The organism is Luteococcus peritonei, from assembly GCF_039526385.1.
In the GTDB taxonomy this organism is placed as follows: Bacteria; Actinomycetota; Actinomycetes; order Propionibacteriales; family Propionibacteriaceae; genus Luteococcus; species Luteococcus peritonei.
In genome coordinates this window covers 88,881-108,138 of sequence record NZ_BAAAIX010000004.1, presented here as the reverse complement: position 1 = coordinate 108,138, position 19,258 = coordinate 88,881, and the positions used below count along the sequence as shown (strand labels likewise).

Annotated in this window: 19 protein-coding genes; 10 read left to right on the top strand and 9 right to left on the bottom strand. The window is 71.9% G+C overall.

From position 1 onward, the window contains the following. Positions 1–3: 3 nt before the first annotated feature. From ABD073_RS02055 to ABD073_RS02045, 3 genes are all read right to left on the bottom strand, one after another. The gene (locus ABD073_RS02055) at positions 4–261 is read right to left on the bottom strand and encodes a WhiB family transcriptional regulator (RefSeq protein ID WP_343872060.1); all 258 of its coding nucleotides are present in this window, start codon (positions 259–261) and stop codon (positions 4–6) included. 183 nt (positions 262–444) lie between these two features. Then, positions 445–1,239, bottom strand: a complete 795-nt coding sequence (locus ABD073_RS02050; RefSeq protein ID WP_343872059.1) for a hypothetical protein — start codon at positions 1,237–1,239, stop codon at positions 445–447. Between the two features lie 67 nt (positions 1,240–1,306). Next, on the bottom strand, positions 1,307–2,386 hold the full coding sequence (locus ABD073_RS02045) for a mannose-1-phosphate guanylyltransferase (protein WP_343872058.1): 1,080 nt from the start codon (positions 2,384–2,386) through the stop codon (positions 1,307–1,309). A 73-nt stretch (positions 2,387–2,459) separates the two neighbouring features. On the opposite strand from ABD073_RS02045, the gene ABD073_RS02040 reads away from it, so the two are divergent. Next, positions 2,460–3,167 carry a TIGR03089 family protein gene (locus ABD073_RS02040; RefSeq protein ID WP_343872057.1) on the top strand — a complete coding sequence of 236 codons (708 nt, stop codon included), beginning with the start codon at positions 2,460–2,462 and terminating at the stop codon, positions 3,165–3,167. A gap of 24 nt (positions 3,168–3,191) precedes the next feature. On the opposite strand, the gene ABD073_RS02035 is transcribed toward ABD073_RS02040, so the two are convergent. Next, positions 3,192–4,253, bottom strand: coding sequence for a glycosyltransferase family 2 protein (locus ABD073_RS02035; protein WP_386751272.1), 1,062 nt, complete (start codon positions 4,251–4,253; stop codon positions 3,192–3,194). Positions 4,254–4,347: 94 nt separating this feature from the next. Between ABD073_RS02035 and ABD073_RS02030 the strand changes: the two genes are divergently transcribed. Both ABD073_RS02030 and ABD073_RS02025 read left to right on the top strand, forming a co-directional pair. After that, on the top strand, positions 4,348–5,718 hold the full coding sequence (locus tag ABD073_RS02030; RefSeq protein ID WP_343872056.1) for an LCP family protein: 1,371 nt from the start codon (positions 4,348–4,350) through the stop codon (positions 5,716–5,718). A gap of 168 nt (positions 5,719–5,886) precedes the next feature. After that, positions 5,887–6,768, top strand: a complete 882-nt coding sequence (locus tag ABD073_RS02025) for a hypothetical protein (protein ID WP_343872055.1) — start codon at positions 5,887–5,889, stop codon at positions 6,766–6,768. Positions 6,769–6,823: 55 nt separating this feature from the next. On the opposite strand, the gene purE is transcribed toward ABD073_RS02025, so the two are convergent. The 4 genes from purE to ABD073_RS02005 all read right to left on the bottom strand — a co-directional run bounded on the left by purE (position 6,824) and on the right by ABD073_RS02005 (position 11,568). Further along, a complete protein-coding gene (gene purE / locus ABD073_RS02020) occupies positions 6,824–7,324 on the bottom strand; it encodes a 5-(carboxyamino)imidazole ribonucleotide mutase (protein ID WP_343872054.1) in 501 nt (166 codons plus the stop codon). Continuing rightward, positions 7,317–8,453 carry a 5-(carboxyamino)imidazole ribonucleotide synthase gene (locus tag ABD073_RS02015; protein WP_386751284.1) on the bottom strand — a complete coding sequence of 379 codons (1,137 nt, stop codon included), beginning with the start codon at positions 8,451–8,453 and terminating at the stop codon, positions 7,317–7,319. Before ABD073_RS02015 ends, purE begins: the two co-directional genes overlap by 8 nt. A gap of 78 nt (positions 8,454–8,531) precedes the next feature. Beyond that, positions 8,532–10,010: a metallophosphoesterase gene (locus ABD073_RS02010; RefSeq protein WP_343872052.1), complete on the bottom strand. Its 1,479-nt coding sequence runs from the start codon at positions 10,008–10,010 to the stop codon at positions 8,532–8,534. 190 nt (positions 10,011–10,200) lie between these two features. After that, positions 10,201–11,568 carry a 6-phospho-beta-glucosidase gene (locus tag ABD073_RS02005; RefSeq protein ID WP_343872051.1) on the bottom strand — a complete coding sequence of 456 codons (1,368 nt, stop codon included), beginning with the start codon at positions 11,566–11,568 and terminating at the stop codon, positions 10,201–10,203. Between the two features lie 85 nt (positions 11,569–11,653). On the opposite strand from ABD073_RS02005, the gene ABD073_RS02000 reads away from it, so the two are divergent. The 4 genes from ABD073_RS02000 (at position 11,654) to ABD073_RS01985 (ending at position 15,697) form a co-directional block, all read left to right on the top strand. After that, positions 11,654–12,775, top strand: coding sequence for a carbohydrate kinase family protein (locus tag ABD073_RS02000; protein ID WP_343872050.1), 1,122 nt, complete (start codon positions 11,654–11,656; stop codon positions 12,773–12,775). A 35-nt stretch (positions 12,776–12,810) separates the two neighbouring features. Next, complete coding sequence (locus ABD073_RS01995; protein WP_343872049.1) at positions 12,811–13,329, top strand: PH domain-containing protein; 519 nt, start codon at positions 12,811–12,813, stop codon at positions 13,327–13,329. A gap of 81 nt (positions 13,330–13,410) precedes the next feature. Beyond that, positions 13,411–14,730, top strand: a complete 1,320-nt coding sequence (locus ABD073_RS01990) for an MFS transporter (protein WP_343872048.1) — start codon at positions 13,411–13,413, stop codon at positions 14,728–14,730. Between the two features lie 40 nt (positions 14,731–14,770). Then, on the top strand, positions 14,771–15,697 hold the full coding sequence (locus ABD073_RS01985) for an extensin family protein (RefSeq protein WP_343872047.1): 927 nt from the start codon (positions 14,771–14,773) through the stop codon (positions 15,695–15,697). 2 nt (positions 15,698–15,699) lie between these two features. Here ABD073_RS01985 and ABD073_RS01980 read toward each other — a convergent pair whose 3' ends face one another. After that, positions 15,700–16,500, bottom strand: coding sequence for a biotin--[acetyl-CoA-carboxylase] ligase (locus ABD073_RS01980; protein ID WP_343872046.1), 801 nt, complete (start codon positions 16,498–16,500; stop codon positions 15,700–15,702). A gap of 80 nt (positions 16,501–16,580) precedes the next feature. Here ABD073_RS01980 and ABD073_RS01975 point away from each other — a divergent pair, with 80 nt between their 5' ends. The 3 genes from ABD073_RS01975 (at position 16,581) to ABD073_RS01965 (ending at position 19,257) form a co-directional block, all read left to right on the top strand. After that, entirely contained in the window at positions 16,581–18,164 is a 1,584-nt protein-coding gene (locus tag ABD073_RS01975; protein ID WP_343872045.1) for an acyl-CoA carboxylase subunit beta, read from the top strand. Positions 18,165–18,178: 14 nt separating this feature from the next. Next, positions 18,179–18,433 carry an acyl-CoA carboxylase subunit epsilon gene (locus tag ABD073_RS01970; RefSeq protein ID WP_343872044.1) on the top strand — a complete coding sequence of 85 codons (255 nt, stop codon included), beginning with the start codon at positions 18,179–18,181 and terminating at the stop codon, positions 18,431–18,433. Between the two features lie 170 nt (positions 18,434–18,603). Next, on the top strand, positions 18,604–19,257 hold the full coding sequence (locus tag ABD073_RS01965) for a DUF937 domain-containing protein (RefSeq protein ID WP_343872043.1): 654 nt from the start codon (positions 18,604–18,606) through the stop codon (positions 19,255–19,257). Position 19,258: the final 1 nt, after the last annotated feature.

Here is a 19,258-nt window from a genome sequence, read left to right as displayed (position 1 = left end):
GGATCAGGCGCGACGCTTGAGCTTGCGGCGCTCGCGCTCGGACAGCCCGCCCCAGATGCCGAAGCGCTCGTCATTGGCCAGCGCGTACTCGAGGCACTCCGCCTTGACCTCACAGGTCTGGCAGACCCGCTTGGCCTCGCGGGTGGAGCCACCCTTCTCCGGGAAGAAGGCCTCCGGATCGGTCTGGGCGCACAGCGCTCGTTCCTGCCAACCGAGGACGCCGTCCTCGACGTCCGCGATCAGTGTCAGCAGCTCACCCATGCTCAATCCTCTCGACCCCGCACCTGTTCGGTGCAACGAAAAAGGGGCGCCAACAACGCGTCCCCCTGCGAGAATTACACGCGTGTAACTGGCTGGGAGTCAAGCCGGAGTGTTCATTTGACAAACACCATGGACACGGTTCAGCCGCCCTTCAGGTTGGGCCGCCGCGTCGTTCAGTTGGATTCAGTTGCGCGGGGCCGGATCCCAGCCACCACGGGGCTTCTGGACATCTGCCTGTTCATCCGCCCCGATCTCGGCCTCGGGAGCGATCTGCTCGGCCTTCGACGGGTCGGTGGCGAGCTCGCCGGCGGTGGCCCACGGGCCGCGAGCAGCGGGCTTGGCGGGAGCCTCCAGCTCGGGCTGCTGCAGGGCGGCATCCCAGCCGGAATGCCTGCCGGACTGGCCGTAGCCACTGGCCTGGGCCCCGCTGGCGGCATCTCCGGCGCGGGTCCAGACCGCACCCACCGCATCCTCGGCATCCCAGCTGGCCCGGCGCGCGGGCGCGGGGGGCGTCTCGGCGACAGGCTCGACGGCGGCACGCTCCGGTTCCGGCGTGGAGCGGGCGGCCCGCCACAGCAGGCTGGCCGCCAGGGCCTTGAGGGCCACCTCCAGCGCTCCGCCCAGCACCTCCAGCACCAGCCCGAAGATCCCCTTCGGGGCGCCGAACAGACCGGCCAGCAGGAAGATGGCCTGCAGCAGGGCAGCCAGGCCCACCAGCAGGGCGGCGGTGCGCACGATGGTGCGGGCCCGCCCGGTGGCCGGGCGGATCAGGGCGCAGGCCAGGGCCGCGACCAGGCAGATCAGCACCAGCGGGATGCTCAGCGAGCTGCCCCCGACGCCGCGGGAGGCCTCCGCCAGACCGGCTCCACGGCTCAGCGCATGGCCCCAGCGCACCAGGGAGATCACGATGTAGAGGGCGCTGACGCCCAGCACCAGCCAGGCCGCGCTCTCGCGGTGCCGCTTCAGGGTTTCTGCCATGGCACAAGACTAGGGCCGGCGCCCGACAGTTCCGGGCAGCCGGACCGGCGCGGGTCCCAGCCCGTTCTCAGGCCAGTTCGGGACCGACCTGCTCGGCCACCAGCCCCACCAGCTCCTTGACGCGCTGGGACTGCTCCAGCGGCACCACCAGGGTGGCCTGCGGCGTGACGCAGACCACCATCCGGCTGATGCCGGCCACGGCCACCACGGAGCCCGGGTTGCCCCGGTTGATGACCAGGTTGTTGCTGGCGTCCAGCGCGACGGTGACGCCCTCGCGGGCATTGCCGTGCTCGTCGGTGGCGATCTGCTCGGCCAGGGCGGCGAAACCGCCCAGGTCGTACCACTCGATCTCCAGCGGCACGGCCACGACGTGCGCGCTGCCGCGCCCTTGGCTGACCGGCTCCATGATCGCGTAGTCCACCGAGGTCTTCTCAAGCACCGGGTAGATCTCGTCGAGCAGCTCGGGACGCTCGGCCAGCTCCAGCACCTGGCGGTGGGTCTCGGGCAGCAACAGGCGCAGCTGCTCCAGCACGGTGGTGGCCTGCCAGACGAACATGCCGGAGTTCCACCAGTAGTTGCCGCTGGCCACATAGCTGGTGGCCACCTCGAGCGAGGGCTTCTCCTTGAACTCCACCACCTCGCTGGCCTGCGGGAAGGCGGCCAGCGCCTCGCCCCGCTTCAGGTAGCCGTAGCCGGTGTGCGGGCTGTCGGGCACGACGCCGAAGGTCACCAGCGCACTGGCATCGGCCTCGGCCACCCGGAAGGCCTGCTCCAAGGCGTCGGTGAAGGCCTCGACGGGGGTGATGATCTGGTCCGCGGTGAGCACCGCCACCACGGCCTCGGGATCACGGCGGGCCAGCACCGCGGCCGGCCAGGCCACGGCATTGAGCGAGTCCCGTCCCACCGGTTCGCCCAGCAGGTTCTCGACGGGCAGCTCCGGCAGCTGCCGGGCCACCACGTCGGTATAGCCGGCGCCGCAGCAGACCAGGATGTTGGCATCGTCCACCATCCCGGCCACGCGCTCGTAGGCGAGCCTGAGCAGGCTCTTGCCGTCGACCAGGTCGAGCAGCTGCTTCGGCTCCCCCTTGCGGGACAGCGGCCACAGCCTGGTCCCCGAGCCTCCGGCCATGATCACCACATGTCTCATGGCCACGAGACTAGTGGACCCCGGCTGTACGCAGGCTGTGCCGACGGCCCCACCGCCCCCTACCATGGGGTGAATGCGGACCCCCAACGATCCCGTCGCCGCGCTGGAGCGCCGCGTCGCCAGCGACGGGGCGCAGCCCCTGCTGACCTGCTACGACACCGCCGACGGTTCCCGGGTGGAGTTCAGCGCCCGCACCTTCGCCAACTGGGTGGACAAGACCGCGAACCTGATCGGCTCGCTGGGCCTGGAGGACGGCGGCGACGTGGCGCTGCCCCTGCTGCTCACCCACCCGGGCCATTGGGTCTCGCTGGTGTGGACCATGGCCGTGTGGCAGTCCGGCGGCACCGTGATGGCGCTCTCCCGTGACGAGCTGGACCGCGTCGAGCTGGCGGTGACCGGCCCGCAGCAGTCCCATCCCGTGCCGGGCGTGGAGACGGTGGTCTGCTCGCTGCACCCGCTGGGCGCCGGCCTGCAGCAGCCGGTGGCAGGGGTCACCGACTACGCCGAGGTGCTCAGCCAGCCCGACGTGCACTGGCGCAATGATCCGCCGGAGACCTGGCTGGACGATGCTCGCTCCCCGCGCGGCGCCGAGGCCCTCGACGCGGTGGGCCCGAGTGCGGCCCGCCTGCTGCAGGTGCCCGGCGAGGACCCGTGGGCCACGGTCTGCGACCTGCTGGTGGCGCCCCTGCTGGGCGGCGGCTCCACGGTCGTGGTGCGTGGTGAGGCCTCGCTCGAGGAGCTGGCCCGGATCGCCGCCGATGAGCGGGCCACCCTGCTCTGAGCCGTCGGCGCGGCCCCGCGCCGCTCAGGCGTCGGGGTCGGTGGCAGCCTCGCGCTCGGCCACCGGGAGGCCGCGCAGCGCCCCGGTACCCCAGGCCATGTGCATCACGGTGAGCACCAGCGGCAGGCGTGCTCGGACCGCGGGCTCCATCTCACGTCGCATCAGGGCGGCCGCCCCGGTCACGCCGGCCAGGTAACCGGCCGGGGCGGCCAGGCCCCAGCGCAGCCAGCGCGGGCCACCGGCCAGGCCGGCCGCGCCCGCCAGGCTGCCACCGGCGATCAGCAGCACCGCCACCGGCGGCGCCAGGTAGCGGGCGCTGACGGTGTCGCGATTGCGCCGCATCACCTCACGGCGCCACTGGCCGGTGCGGAAGAACTGTCGGGCCAGGGCCTTCACGTCCGAACGGGGCCGGTAGGTGACCTGGAGCTCCGGGGAGAACCAGACGGTCTCCCCCATCTTGCGCAGCCGGTAGTTGAGATCCCAGTCCTGGGCGCGCAGCAGGCTCGGGTCGTAGCCACCCACCGCCTCCAGCGCGTCGCGACGGAAGACGCCCAGGAAGACGGTCTCGGCCGGGCCCTCCTTGGAGTTCTCCAGGTGGAAGCTGCCCCCGCCCAGGCCCACCGGCGAGGTGTAGGCCACCGCCACCGCCTTCTCGAAGGGGGTGCGTCCGCGGGCGGCCATGTGACCGCCCACATTGGCGGCACCGGTGCGCTCCAGCAGGTCCACGGCGGTGCGGATGTAGCCAGGCCCCAGCTCCCCGTGCGCGTCCACTCGCACGATGATCTCGTGGTGGCTGGCCGCGATGGCGAGGTTGAGCGCGTCGGGGGTGGTGCCGCTGGTATTGCGCAGCACGTGGATCCGCTCGTCGGCGGCGGCCAGCTGCTGCGCGATCTCCCAGGTGCGGTCGGTGCAGGGCCCCACGGCGAGGATGATCTCCATCGGGTGGTCCTGGTCCAGCACGCCGGCCACCGAGGCCGCCAGGTGCCGCTCCTCGTTGAGCACCGGCATCACCACACTGACCGGGCGCCGGTGGTCCGCGACGCTGACCGGGCGCCGGACGTCGGCGGAGGGGGCTGGCGAAGTCATGGCCCCGATTCTTCCAGCCCCGCACCTCGGGGGCGTGTCGGCTCGCCGCACGTCCTCAGCCGGGGCTTGGCCCCTGATGGGTAGTTTGGTCGCCATGGACCCACGAGACGACCCGCGCCGTCAGGCGGACATGGACTGGCTCTACGGCTCCGAACGTCCGAATCCGGACCGCACCCGGATCCTCGACGACAAGGAGATGGCCGAGCTGGACCGGCGTCGCGCCAGTGCCGCGCAGACCGGCGCCCAGGCCGCCCAGGCGGCACAGGAGGCTTCCCAGGAAGCGGCCGCGGCGCCTCGTCGGGACCGTGTGGTGCACTCGGAGAAGGACTTCGCGCCCGCCGCAACCCCCTCCTCCTCCCGCAGCCTGTCCGACGACCTCTCGCGCCGCGCCGCCCCGTCGCCCTCCTCGCGCCCGGCGGCCGCCACGCCCCCTCCCCCGGTCCGCCCCACCGAGCGGCGGTCCGCCGCCGCCCCGAAGCCTCCCCGTCCGGTGCGCGCCCCGCGCGCCAGTCGCAGGCGCGGCTGGCTGCGCTGGCTGGTGCTCGCCCTGGTGGCCTGGCTGGTCTGGCTGGCCGTGGTGCCCATGCTGGCGCTGGCACGCACCGCACGGCTCGACGAGCAGCCGTCCGCGGACCGGCCGCCCGAGCAGCCCGGCACCACCACCCTGCTGGTGGGCTCGGATGCCCGCGAGAACCTGAGCGCGGAGCAGCAGAAGGAACTGGGCACCGGCACCGAGGGGGGCAAGCGCACGGACACGATGATGCTGCTCTACACCCCGCCCTCGGGAAAGCCCGCCCTGGTGAGCCTGCCGCGTGACTCCTATGTCTCCATCCCGGGCCACAACAAGAACAAGCTGAACGCCGCCTATTCCATCGGCGGCCCGGAGCTGCTGGTGCAGACCGTGGAGCAGGACACCGGGCTGCGGATCGACAACTACATGGAGGTGGGCTTCGACGGCTTCGCCAACGTGGTGGACGCGGTCGGCGGCATCAAGGTCTGCCTGGACAACCCGATCAAGGACAAGGACTCCCACCTGGACCTGCCCGCGGGCTGCCAGACGCTGGACGGCACCGACTCGCTGGGTTACGTGCGGATGCGCAAGGCCGATCCCACCGGCGACCTGGGCCGCACCAAGCGGCAGCGCCAGGTTATGGGCCTGATCGCCAAGAAGGCGGCCAGCCCGATGACCTTCATCAACCCGATCCGCTACTGGCGGCTCAACATGGCCGTCGGCAGCGCCGTGACCCGCGGCCAGGAGACCGGCGCCGGCGACGTGGCCGGCGTGGCCAGCGCCATGCTCAAGATGTCGAGCGGCGACGGCCACACCCTGGCCGTGCCGGTCACCACCACCAACACCACCACCGCGGCCGGCTCCTCGGTGCTGTGGGACGAGCAGGCCGCGGCCGACATGTTCGGCCAGATGGCGCGCGGCTCCACCGACGGCCTGGAGAAGTACGCCAAGTAGACGCTGACCTGCGCTGACACGGCCCGGGCCCCTGCTGGGGTGCCGGGCCGTGCCATGTCACGGGGAGCCTGTGGTGTAACACCCGCGGGGGCCGCGACATCTCTGGGTGTCAGCACGATCGACGGACCGCAGGGCCCGTGGTCGCCAGCCGTGAACCCAGGAGAGACCATGAACACCAGCACCCAGCACGACAGCCTCACCGACGCCTCCGGCCTGGTCGGCGCCCCGGCGACCCCACGCCGCTCGCCGCTGGCGCGGCTCGGCGTCGGCGCCCTGGCGCTGCTCGCCGTCGGCGGCCTCGGCTACGGCGCCATGACCGCGCAGCAGGACCAGACCACCCCCGGCGCGGCCCCGGCCCACATCGCCCCGGCCCGCACCGAGGTCACCGCGGTGCGCTCCATCCCGCAGGGCCGCTTCCTGGTGGAGTCGGTGCGCGAGGTGCAGAAGGCGGACCAGGGCGCCATCACCGGTGCCCCCAACGGCAGCCACCAGACCCGCGACGTCACCCGCACCACCGCCATCGACTCGTCGAAGCGGATGACCATCCGCTTCGACGGCAAGGGCTTCGACGGCAGCGACGTCTCCGGCAACGCCAGACCCGCCCCCGCCGCCCCGGGCCGTGACTACGCCGCCGCCCCCACCGATCCCGCCGCGCTGCGCGCGTGGCTGCTGGCCTCCCGGCAGAAGGGCAACGAGCGCGGCGACGCCGACGTGGTCTTCACCGCCGCCACCGACGCGATGCGCGACCCCTTCACCAGTACCCAGTTCCGCCAGCTGCTGGCGGCGAGCCTGCGCGAGGACCCGCAGACCACCACCAGCCAGGTCACCCTCGCCGGCCGAGCAGCGGTGCGCCTGTCCAACACCGTGACCTGCGCCGCGGACGGCGCCCACCCGGCCAGCGTGGAGGTGCGGACCATGACCCTGGACGCCAGCAGCATGGCGGTGCTCGGCGAGACCAGCACCGTGCGCACCGCCGACGGCCAGCTGGTGAGCGAGTACCACGCCACCGCCACCAGGCCCCTCACCCTGGCCGCCACCGCCCAGGGCTGAGCAGGACGACGACGGCCCCGGACCAGCAGGTCCGGGGCCGTCGCACGCGTGGGGCTCAGTGGTTGTGCTGGCGCACCGTCTCGCCCTTGGCCAGCGCGACCTCGCGCAGCGAGGCCTGGAAGTCGAGCATCCGCTGGGTCAGCTCGGCATCGCCCGCGGCGATCATCCGGGCCGCCAGCAGGCCGGCATTGCGGGCATTGCCGATGCTCACCGTGGCCACCGGCACACCGGCCGGCATCTGCACGATGGACAGCAGCGAGTCCATCCCGTCGAGGTACTTCAGCGGGACCGGCACGCCGATCACCGGCAGCGGCGTCAGGGCGGCCAGCATGCCGGGCAGGTGCGCCGCTCCCCCGGCACCGGCGATGATCGCGCGCAGCCCTCGGGTGTGGGCCTCGCGGCCGTAGGTCACCATGTCCTCCGGCATCCGGTGGGCGCTGACCACGTCGGCCTGCCAGGCGATGCCGAACTCGTCGAGGGCCTGGGTGGCGGCCTGCATGGTGGGCCAGTCGGAGTCGGAACCCATCACGATTCCCACCAGGGGCTGCTCAGGCATTGGGGTCTCCCATCAGGTAGCCGGCGGCGTGCCGGGCGCGCTTGGTGACCTCGTCGAGGTCCTCGCCACAGGTGGTGACATGGCCCACCTTGCGGCCGGGCTTGACGTCCTTGCCGTAGAGCTCGACGCGCAGCCGACGGTCCCGCGCGAAGCAGTGCTGCAGGGCACCGGTGAGGTCCTCCTCGGTGCCGCCCAGCACATTGGCCATCACGACGTACGGGGCGCGCAGTCCGGGATCGCCCAGCGGCAGGTCCAGCACGGCGCGCAGGTGGTTCTCGAACTGCGAGGTGTTGGCCCCGTCGATGCTCCAGTGCCCGGTGTTGTGCGGGCGCATGGCCAGCTCGTTGACCACCACGGAGCCGTCGGTGCGCTGCATCAGCTCCACGGCGAGCAGGCCCACCACGCCGAGTTCCTGCGCGATCCGCAGCGCCAGCTGCTGCAGCTCGCTGGCCTGCTCCTCGGCCATGCCGGGGGCAGGGGTGGTGGTCTCGGTGCAGATGCCGCCGGTCTGGACGGTCTCGCTGATCGGGTAGGCGACGGCCTGGCCGGCGGGGCTGCGCACCACCAGGGCGGACAGCTCACGGGCGAAGTCGACGAACTCCTCGCCGATCACCACGGTGCCCTGCCGCTCGATCACGCCACCGTCGACGGTGGTGGCCTGCTGGGCCAGCGCCGCGAAGGGTTCGCCGGCCTGCTCGGGCCCGTCGATCTTCCACACGCCCTTGCCGTCGTAGCCGCCGCGCGAGGTCTTGGCGATCACCGGCCAGCCGATCCGCTCGCCGAAGGCCACCAGGGCGGCCTCGTCATCACAGACCTCGAAGACCGGGTTCGGCGCGCCGAGCTCGGCCATCCGGCGTCGCATCACGGCCTTGTCCTGGGCGTGCTCCAGGGCGTCGGGCCCGGGGCGCACGGCGATCCCCTCGGCCTCCAGGGCGCGCAGCAGGTGGGTGGGCACGTGCTCGTGGTCGAAGGTGATCACGTCGCAGCCGCGGGCGAAGTCGGTGAGCACCTGCGCGTCGGTGTAGTCACCGACGGTGACCTCGCGCACCACCTGCGCGGCCGAGACGTCGGGCCCCTCGGCCAGCAGCCGCACCCGGACACCCAGCCCGATCGCTGCCTGGTGCATCATGCGGGCCAGCTGTCCGCCGCCGACGATTCCGATGGTGTAGGAACGACTCACCCGAGTGACCCTACCGGTGTCCTGTGCTCAGCGGATCCAGTCCATCCCGGTGACGGTGGTGGGCGGGCTGACCACCCGGGTGGTGGTGGCCGAGGCGTACTCGTGGACCAGGCTGCCGCCGGCGACGTCCACCTCCACCATCCGCAGCAGGGCGTCGGTGAGGTTGTCGTAGTTGTTCTGCAGGGCGACGACGCGGTGCCCGGGGAAGTCCTCCACCAGGGCGCGGTCGACGCCGACGTGGCCGCACAGCACCAGCTTCACGTTGGGATGCGGTGCCACCAGCCGCTGCCGCACGGCGCTGACCGGCAGGTCGCCGTAGCCGCCGTTGTCGCTGGCCACCCGGCCGTCGCCGGCCAGGTAGTTGTGGGTGAGCAGGATGACGTTGTGCTGCGGGTGCTGGGCCACCACCTGCTCGGCCCAGGCCAGCTTGTCCTCGCGCGGCCACAGCTCCAGGGTGAGCACCAGGAAGTCGGCGCCGGCGGCACGGAAGGTGTGGAAGGAGTTGTCCTCGACGCCCGGGCTCTCGGTACCGCGCCGCAGCACGAAGCTGGAGGCGTCGAAGTAGCGGTTGTAGACGGAGGTCTCGCGCAGGGCGGCACGGGTGTCGACGCCGGGCCGGGCGCTGCCGCCGGGCCCGGTGGCCTGGGCGTCGTGGTTGCCGATGGTGCCCACCCAGGGCAGGCCGGCGCGCTCCAGCACGGCCATCCCCTGCTCGGCGCGCTGGTACTGGTCATGCTCGGCGGTGTCCCAGTTGACGATGTCGCCCACCTGCAGCGCCACCCGCGTGTCACGCGAGGCCCGCTGGGCCAGGATCTGCTGGTTGCGCGCCACCATCCGCTGCAGCCCCGTGGCACTGGTGGTCTCGTTCTGGGTGTCGGGGATGACGGCCAGGCTGAAGCGACCGTCGGCATCCTGCGGCGCGAGCCCGGGATCGGCCGGGAGCGGCGCCGGGTCAGCGGCCGGCTGCGCCGCCGGTGAGCCGCCCTGCGCGGGCGCCACCCGGTAGCCGACGCCCTGGTCTGCCCAGCCAGCGGCCACCAGCAGGTCCAGCTCGTCGTCGGTGGCCTCGCGGGTGACACCGTCCTTGACGACGCGGTGCATGGCGGTGCCACAGCCGGCCGCCGCGGGGGCGGCATGGAAGCTGACGCCGTGGTCACGCCAGCCCTGCGCCACCAGCGCGGCCACCTCGGACTCGGCGGCGGTGCGGAACTGCGCCGTGCGCCACAGCCGGTGCACCGCCACCAGCCCGGAGGCGGGCCTGGTGGCGACCCGACCCACCGTGCCCTGGCCGACGTAGTGGTGCGCGGCCAACCCGTCGTACTCCTTCGGCCAGGCCGTCAGCAGGCTGTTGTGGCTGGTCTCCTGCAGGCCCTGGTAGAGAGTGCTGGACATGGCCTCGCACGGCGTTGCCGCCCGGGCCACCGGAGCGGTCAGCGATGTCACCGAGGCGAGCACGCCGGCGGCGACCGGAAGGGCGAGCAGCCGCACTGCGGTGGGGTGGATCATGGTGGCTCCCGGTGGGTGGGTGGTGGCCCGGCGGCCACCCGCGACACGCTAAGGGCCCGGCCCAGGCCTCCAGGCCACCTGTCGGGACCTGACACCAAGAGTTCATCCAGACGATGCCGCGATGGGTCGCGCCACGAGGCTGGCGCGGGGGTGTTCGGCACGGTGCCCCTGCCCCGCGCTGGCGCCCAGCTCAGCGGGTGAAGACGGCGTCCACCTCACGGATCCGGGAGCGGTAACCCTCCAGCAGCTGGCGACCCACCGGCACCGAGTCCACCAGCGGATGCAAGCTGAAGGCCGCCACCGCGTCGCGGACCGAGCCGGTGGTGGCGGCGCGGATGGTCAGTTCCTCCACGGCCTTCACCTGCTGCACCAGGCCGAGCATGGAACGGCCCACCGCCCCGTCATCGAGCGGGCGGGTCACCAGCGGCACCACGCCGCTGGCCGAGACCGCGCAGGGAACCTCCACCACGGCGTCATCGGGCAGACCCGCGACGGCGCCCTGGTTGCGCACGTTGAGCAGCATCTGGGAGCGCTCACCGCGGGCGATGGCGGCCATCAGGGCCAGCGCCACACCCTCGTAGCCGCCGGAGTCCATGTCGCTCTCGTCGCGCTCCTCGCCCTCGGCGCGGGCCTCGGCCATGTAGCTGGCCTCCCGCTCGGCGCGGGCCGCATTCCAGCGGGCCAGCGCGCTGCCCGGATCGGCGGCCACCTGCTGGTAGAAGGCGGTCTGCTGGTCCAGCAGGAATTCCCCGCGGGTGTGCGGGGCTCCCTTGATGGCGGCCACCGCCTCGCGCGTGCAGTAGTAGTAGTACAGGTACTCGTTGGGGATGGCGCCCAGGGTCTGGATCCACTCGGCGCCGAACAGCCGTCCCTCCTCCATCCGGTCGAGCGCCTCGGCATCGGCCACCAGGCCCGGCAGCAGGTCGGTGCCGCCCACCCGCATCCCCCGCAGCCAGCCCAGGTGGTTCAGCCCGACATAGTCCAGGGCCGCGCGGTCGGCGTCGACGCCGAGCAGCCCGGCGGCCCGTCGGGCCAGCCCGATCGGCGAGTCGCAGATGCCCACCACGCGATCGCCCAGCACCTGCTGCATCGCCTGGGTCACCATGCCGGCCGGGTTGGTGAAGTTGATCACCCAGGCCTGCGGCGCGAGCTCGGCCACCCGAAGGGCCACCTGCAGCGCCACGGGGATGGTGCGCAGGCCGTAGGCCAGGCCCCCGGGGCCGGTGGTCTCCTGGCCCAGCACGCCCAGGTCGAGGGCCACGCGCTCGTCGCAGGTGCGCCCGTGCAGCCCGCCCACGCGCATCGCGGAGAAGACGAAGTCGGCCTCGCGCACCGCCTCGTCCAGGTCCGTGGTGGTGCTGATCCGCACCGGGAGCGCCCCGGCGCGCACCGCGGCCTCGCCCTGCTGGCGCACCACGTGGCCCATCGCCTCCAGCCGGTGCGCATCGGCGTCGAAGAGCACCACCTCGTCAACCCGGTCAGCATGCTCGTCGCGCAACAGCGCGCCGTGCACCAGGGGGACCCGGAATCCACCACCACCAAGCAGAGCGAGCTTCATGGCCCCGACGCTAGGCCCCGCCATCGCCCGGGGCAAGCCCGCCGAGGTCCTTGTCAGCAGCCTGCCCGGCGGTGAGGATGGAGGCGTGACCACCACGCCCTACGACCCGCTGGCCGCGCTGCGCGGGCCCGACCAGCCGCCCTTCGACGTCTTCCTGCACGGGATGGTCTTCCTGGACATCATCTTCACCGGCATGGCGAAGATGCCGGGCGACGGGGAGGAGATCTGGGCCGAGGGGATGGGCTCGTGCCCCGGCGGCATCGCGAACCTGGCGGTGGCCGCCAGCCGGCTGGGTCTGCGCACCACGCTGGGCGCCGCCTTCGGCGACGACGACTACGGCGAGTTCTGCTGGCGCACCCTGGAGCAGCAGGAGCACGTGGACCTGTCCAGCTCGCGCCGCTACCCCGGCTGGCACTCGCCGGTCACCGTGTCGATGGCGATGGGCGACGACCGTTCCATGGTCACCCATGGCCACCAGGCGCCGGAGTCGGCGACGGCGATGATCGGCAGGCCACCGCTGGCCCGCGCCGTCCTGCTGGACCTCAAGCCGGACGTGCCGCTCACCGAGGACGCGGAGCTGACCTGGGCCGCCCAGGCCCGCCAGGCCGGCTCCCTGCTCTTCGCCGACGTCGGCTTCGACCAGTCCGGCCGGTGGTCCACCACGGTGCTGGACCAGCTGCAGCACTGCCACGCCTTCATGCCCAATGCCGTCGAGGCGATGGCCTACACCCGCACCGACACCCCGCAGGACGCGCTCTACGTGATCGCCGACCACGTGCCGCTGGCGGTGGTCACCGACGGCGCCCGCGGGGCACTGGCCATCGACTCCACCAGCGGTGAGGAGGCGCGGGTGCCCTCCTTGCGCGTGCGCGCGATCGACGCCACCGGCGCCGGTGACGTCTTCGGCGCCGCCATGACCCTGGGCACCCTGGCCGGCTGGCCGCTGGAGCACCGGCTGGCCTTCTCCGCGCTGTGCTCCTCGCTCGCGGTGCAGCAGGTGGGCGGCTCGCTCGCGGCCCCCGGCTGGGGCGACATCGCCGACTGGTGGCACACCATGCGCACCGCGACCGCCGACGAACAGCACCCGCGCGCCTACCTGGACTCGGTGCGTCGTCGCTACGCCTTCCTCGACGACATCGTGCCCCACGTCCCGCACGGTGCGGTGCGTCGCGCAGCAGCCACCATCGCCCGCCTCTCCGACGCCTGAGCGGAGCTGACCGGGGCCGCGGCTAGTCTGGCTGCATGGCACGAGTGGAGCGGCTGCTGGGCACCGACGAGGACCTGGTGCGCCAGATGCACACCCATGCGAAGGCGCTGGTGGGGCCGGTGATGCTGCTCCTGCTGTGCGCCATCGGGCTGGGTGCCGGACTGGCCGTGATGCCGGCCGGTTGGCAGCCGTGGGGCGGCTGGGTACTGGCGGCCCTGCTGGCACTGGTGGTGCTGGTGGGCGTGCTGGTGCCGGTGCTGCGCTGGCGGGCCAACACCTACATCCTCACCACCCGGCGCATCATCCACCGCGCCGGGATCCTGCGCCGCACCAGCCACGACCTGCCGCTGGGCCGGATCAACGACGTCGCCAGCGAACGCGGCCTGGTGGACCGGTTGTTCGGCTGCGGGACGCTGAAGCTCACCACCGCCGCGGAGGACCCGGTGCTGCTGCACGACGTGCCCGACGTGGAGCGGGTGCACCTGATGCTCTCCGAACTGCTCTTCGGCGATCCCTCCGGCCTGCTGGACCAGCGCGACGAGCGTCGCGACTAGGGGGCCTGCCGTCCTGAGGCCGCTGTGCCCGGGGACCGGACGTCGCCGGCTGGCCCTCCGGACCGGTCCTAGCCTTGCCGGGTGCGCAGACTCCCGGTCCACCCCGCCTGGTTCGTGGCCGGTGTCACGCTCTTCTCGCTGCTGGCCGCCGCGGCCTTCCGCTCCTCGATGGGTGTGCTGCTGGAGCCCTGGGAGCAGGACTTCGGCTGGTCGCGCGCCACCACGTCCGAGGCCGCCAGCCTGAACCTGGTGCTCTTCGGGCTGACCGCGCCGCTGGCCGCCGCCGTGATGGAGCAGTGGGGGCTGCGACGCACCGTCACCGCCTCGCTGGCCGTCGCCGGCTCCGCGGCTACCGCCTCGCTGTGGATGACCCAGGCCTGGCAGCTGTGGCTGCTCTGGGGCGTGGTGATCGGCATCGGCACCGGTGCCCTGGCGCTCACCTTCGGCGCCATCGTCGCCAACCGCTGGTTCGAGACCCACCGCGGTTTCGTCACCGGCCTGTTCTCGGCGGCCTCCGCGGCCGGCCAGGTGGTCTTCGTGCCGCTGGTGGCGCAGTCGGTGAGCCGGCAGGGCTGGCAGAGCGCCGTGGCCATCATCGCTGCCGCCTGCCTGCTGGCGGCCCTGCTCTGCCTGGTGCTGCTGCGCGACCGGCCCGAGCAGCTGGGCGTGCGTCCCCTGGGTGCCGCGCACCCGCATCCCGAACGGCCGGTGGTGGCGGGGCTGGAGGCCGACGTCGAGCCGTCCGTCGGGACCGCCGGCAGCCCGCTGCGCGCCACCCTCGCGGTGCTGGTCGCGAACTGGCGCACCCGTGCCCTGGTGGGTCTGCTGGTCACCTTCATGATCTGCGGCTGGTCCACCAATGGCATCATCCAGACCCACTTCGTGCCCGCCGCCCACGACCACCACATGCCCATGCACCTGGCCGCCAATGTGCTGGGCCTGATCGGGATCTTCGACGTGGTGGGCACCGTCGCCTCGGGCTGGCTCACCGACCGCTACGACCCCCGCCTGCTGCTGGCCACCTACTACGGCCTGCGCGGTCTCTCGCTGGTGCCGATCAACTACCTGCTCGACGCCCACATCACCCCCAGCATGTGGCTGTTCATCATCTTCTACGGCCTGGACTGGACCGCCACCGTGCCGCCCACCGTCGCCCTGTGCCGTGAGCACTTCGGCCTGAAGGACTCCGGCATTGCCTTCGGCTGGGTCTACGCCAGCCACATGGTGGGCGCCGGTCTGGGCGCCAGCGTCTCCGGCAGCCTGCGCGCCGCCGACGGCAGCTACACCCGCGCCTGGGTGCTCACCTGCCTGCTCTGCCTGGCCGCGGCCGCCGTCTCGCTGTGGATTCCGCGCCACCGGGCCGGAAGTCAGACCGTGGTGGCACAGGGCGACAGACCCTGAGCCGACGCGTAACGCTGGTCAGTCGACCTAGCCTGAGGTCGTGGACACCCCGACCGAGCCGCTGAGCGACGAGGAGTGGCTCGCCTGCCGCGACCGCCTCACCCCTCACGGCAGCACGCCCGCCCCGCGCCCCGACCGCGCGCGGCTGGACCGTCGCCACCTGCTCATCGGAGGTGCCGGTGCCCTCGGGCTGGGGCTGCTGGGCACCGCGGCCGCCCGCGCGGTGGAGCACGGCCTGCCGTCGAGCAGCGACTGGGTCCCGGGCGCCGGCGACGGCGGACCTGCCGGTCCCCATGCCTCCTGCGTCGACGCCTCCGCCCTGACGCCCAGCGCCCGGATCGGCCGCGCGAAGATCATCTACGAGCCCAGCCAGACCGCCAGGACGATGCGCTTCGACCCCGGCTTCCTGCGCCAGCTGGAGCGCTGGATGGCCGACTGGGACGCCACCTCGCGCTACGGCGGCGCCACCCAGCTCTGGAGCTATGGCGCCCACGTGCTCAAGGACGAGTGCCGCTCCTGGCATGCCAACGGCCGCGCCCTCGACATCTCCCGGCTCCGCTCCGGCGGACAGCTGCTGGTCAGTGCCCGCACCGACCTGTGGGCCCAGGCACCCGCCGCCCAGCAGGCCCGGCTGCGGCGCCGCTACTGGACCCTGGCAGCCTCACTGCACCTGCACTTCGCCTATGTCCTGACCCACCACTTCGACGACTTGCACCGCAACCACCTGCACGTCGACAACGCGCTGTCCGGCTCGGGGATGAGCCGCTTCGACCGCTCCTCACGGGTGCAGAACCAGGCGGTGCAGGCCATCTGCCAGACCATCTGGCAGCGTTCCGGCGAGATCAGCGGCGAGTGGGCCGACAGCCGAGCCCAGGTGGGCCCGGTGCTCGACCAGCTCGGCCTGTCCGACCTGCGCAAGCAGGCCACCTGGCAGGCCTTCCTGCGGGCCTCGGTGGAACGGGGCTGAGCTCAGGCCTGCTGCAGCCGCAGGTGGAAGACATCGCCCGCGCTGAAGGCCTGCAGCCCCTGCGGGGTGCGCACCACCAGCCGGCCGTACTCGTCCACCGAGTGCCCGGTGCCCAGCACCTGGGTCTGCTCGTCGACCATCACCCGCAGCGGCGCCCCCACCGAGGAGCAGCGCCACTGGTACTCGTCGTGCACCTCACCGTCACGCTCCCAGAGCTGGTAGAGCCGGGCGAACTCGGTGAGGATCTCGGCCATCAGGGTGGTCTTGTCCTGGTCCAGTCCGGCCAGCCGCAGCGAGGTGCCGGTGGGCACCGGGATCTCGTCGGCCTCCAGCGAGACATTGATGCCGAAGCCCACCACCGCGGCCGCCCCGTGCTCCGACTCGACGCGCTCGGACAGGATGCCGCAGATCTTCTTGCCGTCGAGCAGGACGTCATTGGGCCACTTCAGCTGCACCCGGCCCGGTTCGGCACCGGTGGCGCGCTCCACGCCGGTGGCCACCGCCATCCCGGTGAGCAGGCTCAGCCAGCCCCAGGCCAGCGACGGCTGACTGGGACGCAGCAGCAGGGAGCAGGCCACGCAGGCCCCGGCAGGGCTCTCCCAGCGACGGTCGAAGCGGCCCCGGCCGGCGGTCTGCTCCTCGCTGATCCGCACCACGCCCGTCTCGGCATCCGAGCGGGCCCGGGCGGCCAGGTCGGCATTGGTGGAGCCGGTGGAGGCCACCCATTCCACCTTCTCCCACAGGGGTTGGGAGGCCAGCAGGGCCTCCAGGCGGGCGGGCTCGAGCGGTGCGCTGCTGGGCATGGTGGACAGGCTAGTCCGAGGTGTGGAAATGCACACCTCGCCTCTCGGCAACACCCCCGCTGTGACGCTAGGGTTCCCCCATGGAGATCGACATCCACACCACTGCTGGAAAGATCGCCGATCTGGGACGCCGCATTGACGCCGCTGTCAATGCCGCTTCGCCGGCGGCCGTCGAGAAGCAGCATGCCAAGGGAAAAATGACCGCTCGCGAGCGTGTGCTCGCCCTGCTCGACGAAGGCAGCTTCGCGGAACTCGACGAGTTCAGCCGGCACCGTTCCACCGCCTTCGGGATGGAGAAGAACCGTCCCTACGGTGACGGCGTCATCATCGGCGTCGGCGCCATCCACGGCCGCCCGGTCTGTGTCTTCAGCCAGGACGTCGCCATCTTCGGTGGCGCGCTCGGCCAGGTCTACGGCGAGAAGATCGTGAAGATCATCGACTTCGCCATCAAGACCGGCTGCCCGCTGATCGGCATCAACGAGGGTGGCGGCGCCCGCATCCAGGAGGGCGTGGTCTCGCTCGGCCTGTACGGCGAGATCTTCCGCCGCAACACCCACGCCTCCGGCGTGATCCCCCAGATCAGCCTGATCATGGGCGCGGCCGCCGGCGGCCACGTCTACTCCCCCGCGCTCACCGACTTCACCGTCATGGTGGACCAGACCTCGCAGATGTTCATCACCGGCCCCGCGGTCATCAAGACCGTCACCGGCGAGGACGTCACCCTGGAGGAGCTGGGCGGCGCGCGCACCCACAACACCAAGTCGGGCGCGGCCCACTACCTGGCCGCCGACGAGAACGACGCCCTGGAGTACGTGCGCGAGCTGATCAGCTACCTGCCGCAGAACAACCTCGAGGACCCGCCGATCTACGACGACGAGGAGGTGGACCTGACCATCACGGACCACGACCGGCAGCTCAACACGCTGATCCCGGACTCCCCGAACCAGCCCTATGACATGCGCGAGGTGATCCGCTGCGTGCTGGACGACGACGAGTTCCTGGAGGTGCAGGAGCTCTTCGCGCAGAACATCATCTGCGGCTTCGGCCGGATCGAGGGCCGCTCCATCGGCATCGTCGCCAACCAGCCCACCCAGTTCGCCGGCTGCCTGGACATCGACGCCTCCGAGAAGGCCGCCCGTTTCGTGCGCACCTGCGACTGCTTCAACATCCCGGTGCTGACCTTCGTCGACACCCCCGGCTTCCTGCCGGGTGTCAGCCAGGAGCACACCGGCATCATCCGTCGCGGCGCCAAGCTGATCTACGCCTACGCCGAGGCCACCGTGCCGCTGCTCACCGTCATCACCCGCAAGGCTTACGGCGGCGCCTACGACGTGATGGGCTCCAAGCACCTGGGTGCCGACATCAACCTCGCCTGGCCCACCGCCCAGATCGCGGTGATGGGTGCCGAGGGAGCCGTCGACATCCTGTACAAGAAGGAGCTCGCCGGCATCGAGGAGGCCGACGCCAAGGCCTCGCGTCGCAAGGAACTGATCGACGAGTACAACGACGAGCTGGCCAACCCCTATGTCGCCTCCGAGCGCGGCTATGTGGACCAGATCATCTACCCGCACGAGACCCGTGCCGAGGTGATCCGCGTGCTGCGCCTGCTGCGCACCAAGCGTGAGGTCCTGCCACCCAAGAAGCACGGCAACATCCCGCTCTGATCGAGGAGACCAACATGGCAGAGCCCAGCACCGAACAGGGTGTCGAGGAGGTCGCCGAACCACTGCGCATCGAGGTGGTCGGCGGCAATCCCAGCGACGACGAGGTCGGCGCGGTGATGGCCGTGCTGCAGGCGGCGATGGCCGCCGGCGCCCCGGCCCAGAAGAACGACGACCGTCCACTGGCCGGTGGCTGGAAGTCGTACACCCGCACGATTCGTCGCCAGGTGATGCCCGGCCGCGAGGCCTGGCGTTTCAGCGGCCGTCCCTGAGGCCGCACCCGGTCGATCTCCGCAGCTCCCGCGCAGGACTTTCCTGCGCGGGAGCTGTACCTTTCGGGGCGTGTGTCCGCCATCGGCCGAAAACTGCCAGCCGGACACATGATCTGTGCCAGCCTTGTCCCGAACGCCGTGGCCGCCGGCCACGAACAGAAAGGACACGCATGAGCGCCCTGAACGACATCCTGAACACGCTGCCGATCAACCAGCTCGCCGAGCAGCTCGGTGCCGAGCCGCAGCAGGTGGAGCAGGCCGCGGTGCCCGCCGTGACCTCGATCCTCGGTGGCCTGACCCAGAACGCGCAGGACCCGCAGGGCGAGCTGTCGCTGGCGGAGGCGCTGAACCAGCACACCGAGAGCCCGCTGCAGGCCGGTGACCAGGTGGCCCTGGACCAGGTCGACACCAACGAGGGCGAGAAGATCCTGGGCCACGTCTTCGGCAACCAGACCGAGGGCGTCGCGCAGGCCCTCAGCTCGCAGGCCGGCGTCAGCGACGCGCTGATCAAGAAGATGCTGCCCATCCTGGCTCCCATCGTGCTGAGCTACCTGGCCAAGCAGCTGGGCGGCTCCAACAGCGCCGCCGGCAACATCCTCGGCCAGGTGCTGGGTGGCGCGGGCCAGCAGGCCGGCACCCAGGCCAACACCGGCATCCTCGGTGGCGTCCTGTCCCAGGTGCTGGGTCAGGTGCTGAACCCGCAGGCCGCCGGCACCGGCAACCCCTTCGACACCACCAATGCGCAGGCCACCACCCAGCAGGCGCAGACCCAGGGCGGCGACATCGTCAGCCAGATCCTGGGTGGCCTGCTGGGCAAGAAGTGAC

Excerpts from the sequence above, each read along its gene's own strand:
- purE (WP_343872054.1), bottom strand. The coding sequence starts at position 7,324 with ATGCCTGAGCAGCCCCTGGTGGGAATCGTGATGGGTTCCGACTCCGAC.
- ABD073_RS02050 (WP_343872059.1), bottom strand. The coding sequence starts at position 1,239 with ATGGCAGAAACCCTGAAGCGGCACCGCGAGAGCGCGGCCTGGCTGGTG.
- ABD073_RS01970 (WP_343872044.1), top strand. The coding sequence starts at position 18,179 with ATGGCAGAGCCCAGCACCGAACAGGGTGTCGAGGAGGTCGCCGAACCA.
- ABD073_RS01995 (WP_343872049.1), top strand. The coding sequence starts at position 12,811 with ATGGCACGAGTGGAGCGGCTGCTGGGCACCGACGAGGACCTGGTGCGC.
- ABD073_RS02055 (WP_343872060.1), bottom strand. The coding sequence starts at position 261 with ATGGGTGAGCTGCTGACACTGATCGCGGACGTCGAGGACGGCGTCCTC.
- ABD073_RS02035 (WP_386751272.1), bottom strand. The coding sequence starts at position 4,253 with ATGACTTCGCCAGCCCCCTCCGCCGACGTCCGGCGCCCGGTCAGCGTC.
- ABD073_RS02005 (WP_343872051.1), bottom strand. The coding sequence starts at position 11,568 with ATGAAGCTCGCTCTGCTTGGTGGTGGTGGATTCCGGGTCCCCCTGGTG.
- ABD073_RS02015 (WP_386751284.1), bottom strand. The coding sequence starts at position 8,453 with ATGATGCACCAGGCAGCGATCGGGCTGGGTGTCCGGGTGCGGCTGCTG.
- ABD073_RS01965 (WP_343872043.1), top strand. The coding sequence starts at position 18,604 with ATGAGCGCCCTGAACGACATCCTGAACACGCTGCCGATCAACCAGCTC.
- ABD073_RS02030 (WP_343872056.1), top strand. The coding sequence starts at position 4,348 with ATGGACCCACGAGACGACCCGCGCCGTCAGGCGGACATGGACTGGCTC.
- ABD073_RS02040 (WP_343872057.1), top strand. The coding sequence starts at position 2,460 with ATGCGGACCCCCAACGATCCCGTCGCCGCGCTGGAGCGCCGCGTCGCC.
- ABD073_RS02045 (WP_343872058.1), bottom strand. The coding sequence starts at position 2,386 with ATGAGACATGTGGTGATCATGGCCGGAGGCTCGGGGACCAGGCTGTGG.
- ABD073_RS02010 (WP_343872052.1), bottom strand. The coding sequence starts at position 10,010 with ATGATCCACCCCACCGCAGTGCGGCTGCTCGCCCTTCCGGTCGCCGCC.
- ABD073_RS02025 (WP_343872055.1), top strand. The coding sequence starts at position 5,887 with ATGAACACCAGCACCCAGCACGACAGCCTCACCGACGCCTCCGGCCTG.
- ABD073_RS01975 (WP_343872045.1), top strand. The coding sequence starts at position 16,581 with ATGGAGATCGACATCCACACCACTGCTGGAAAGATCGCCGATCTGGGA.
- ABD073_RS01980 (WP_343872046.1), bottom strand. The coding sequence starts at position 16,500 with ATGCCCAGCAGCGCACCGCTCGAGCCCGCCCGCCTGGAGGCCCTGCTG.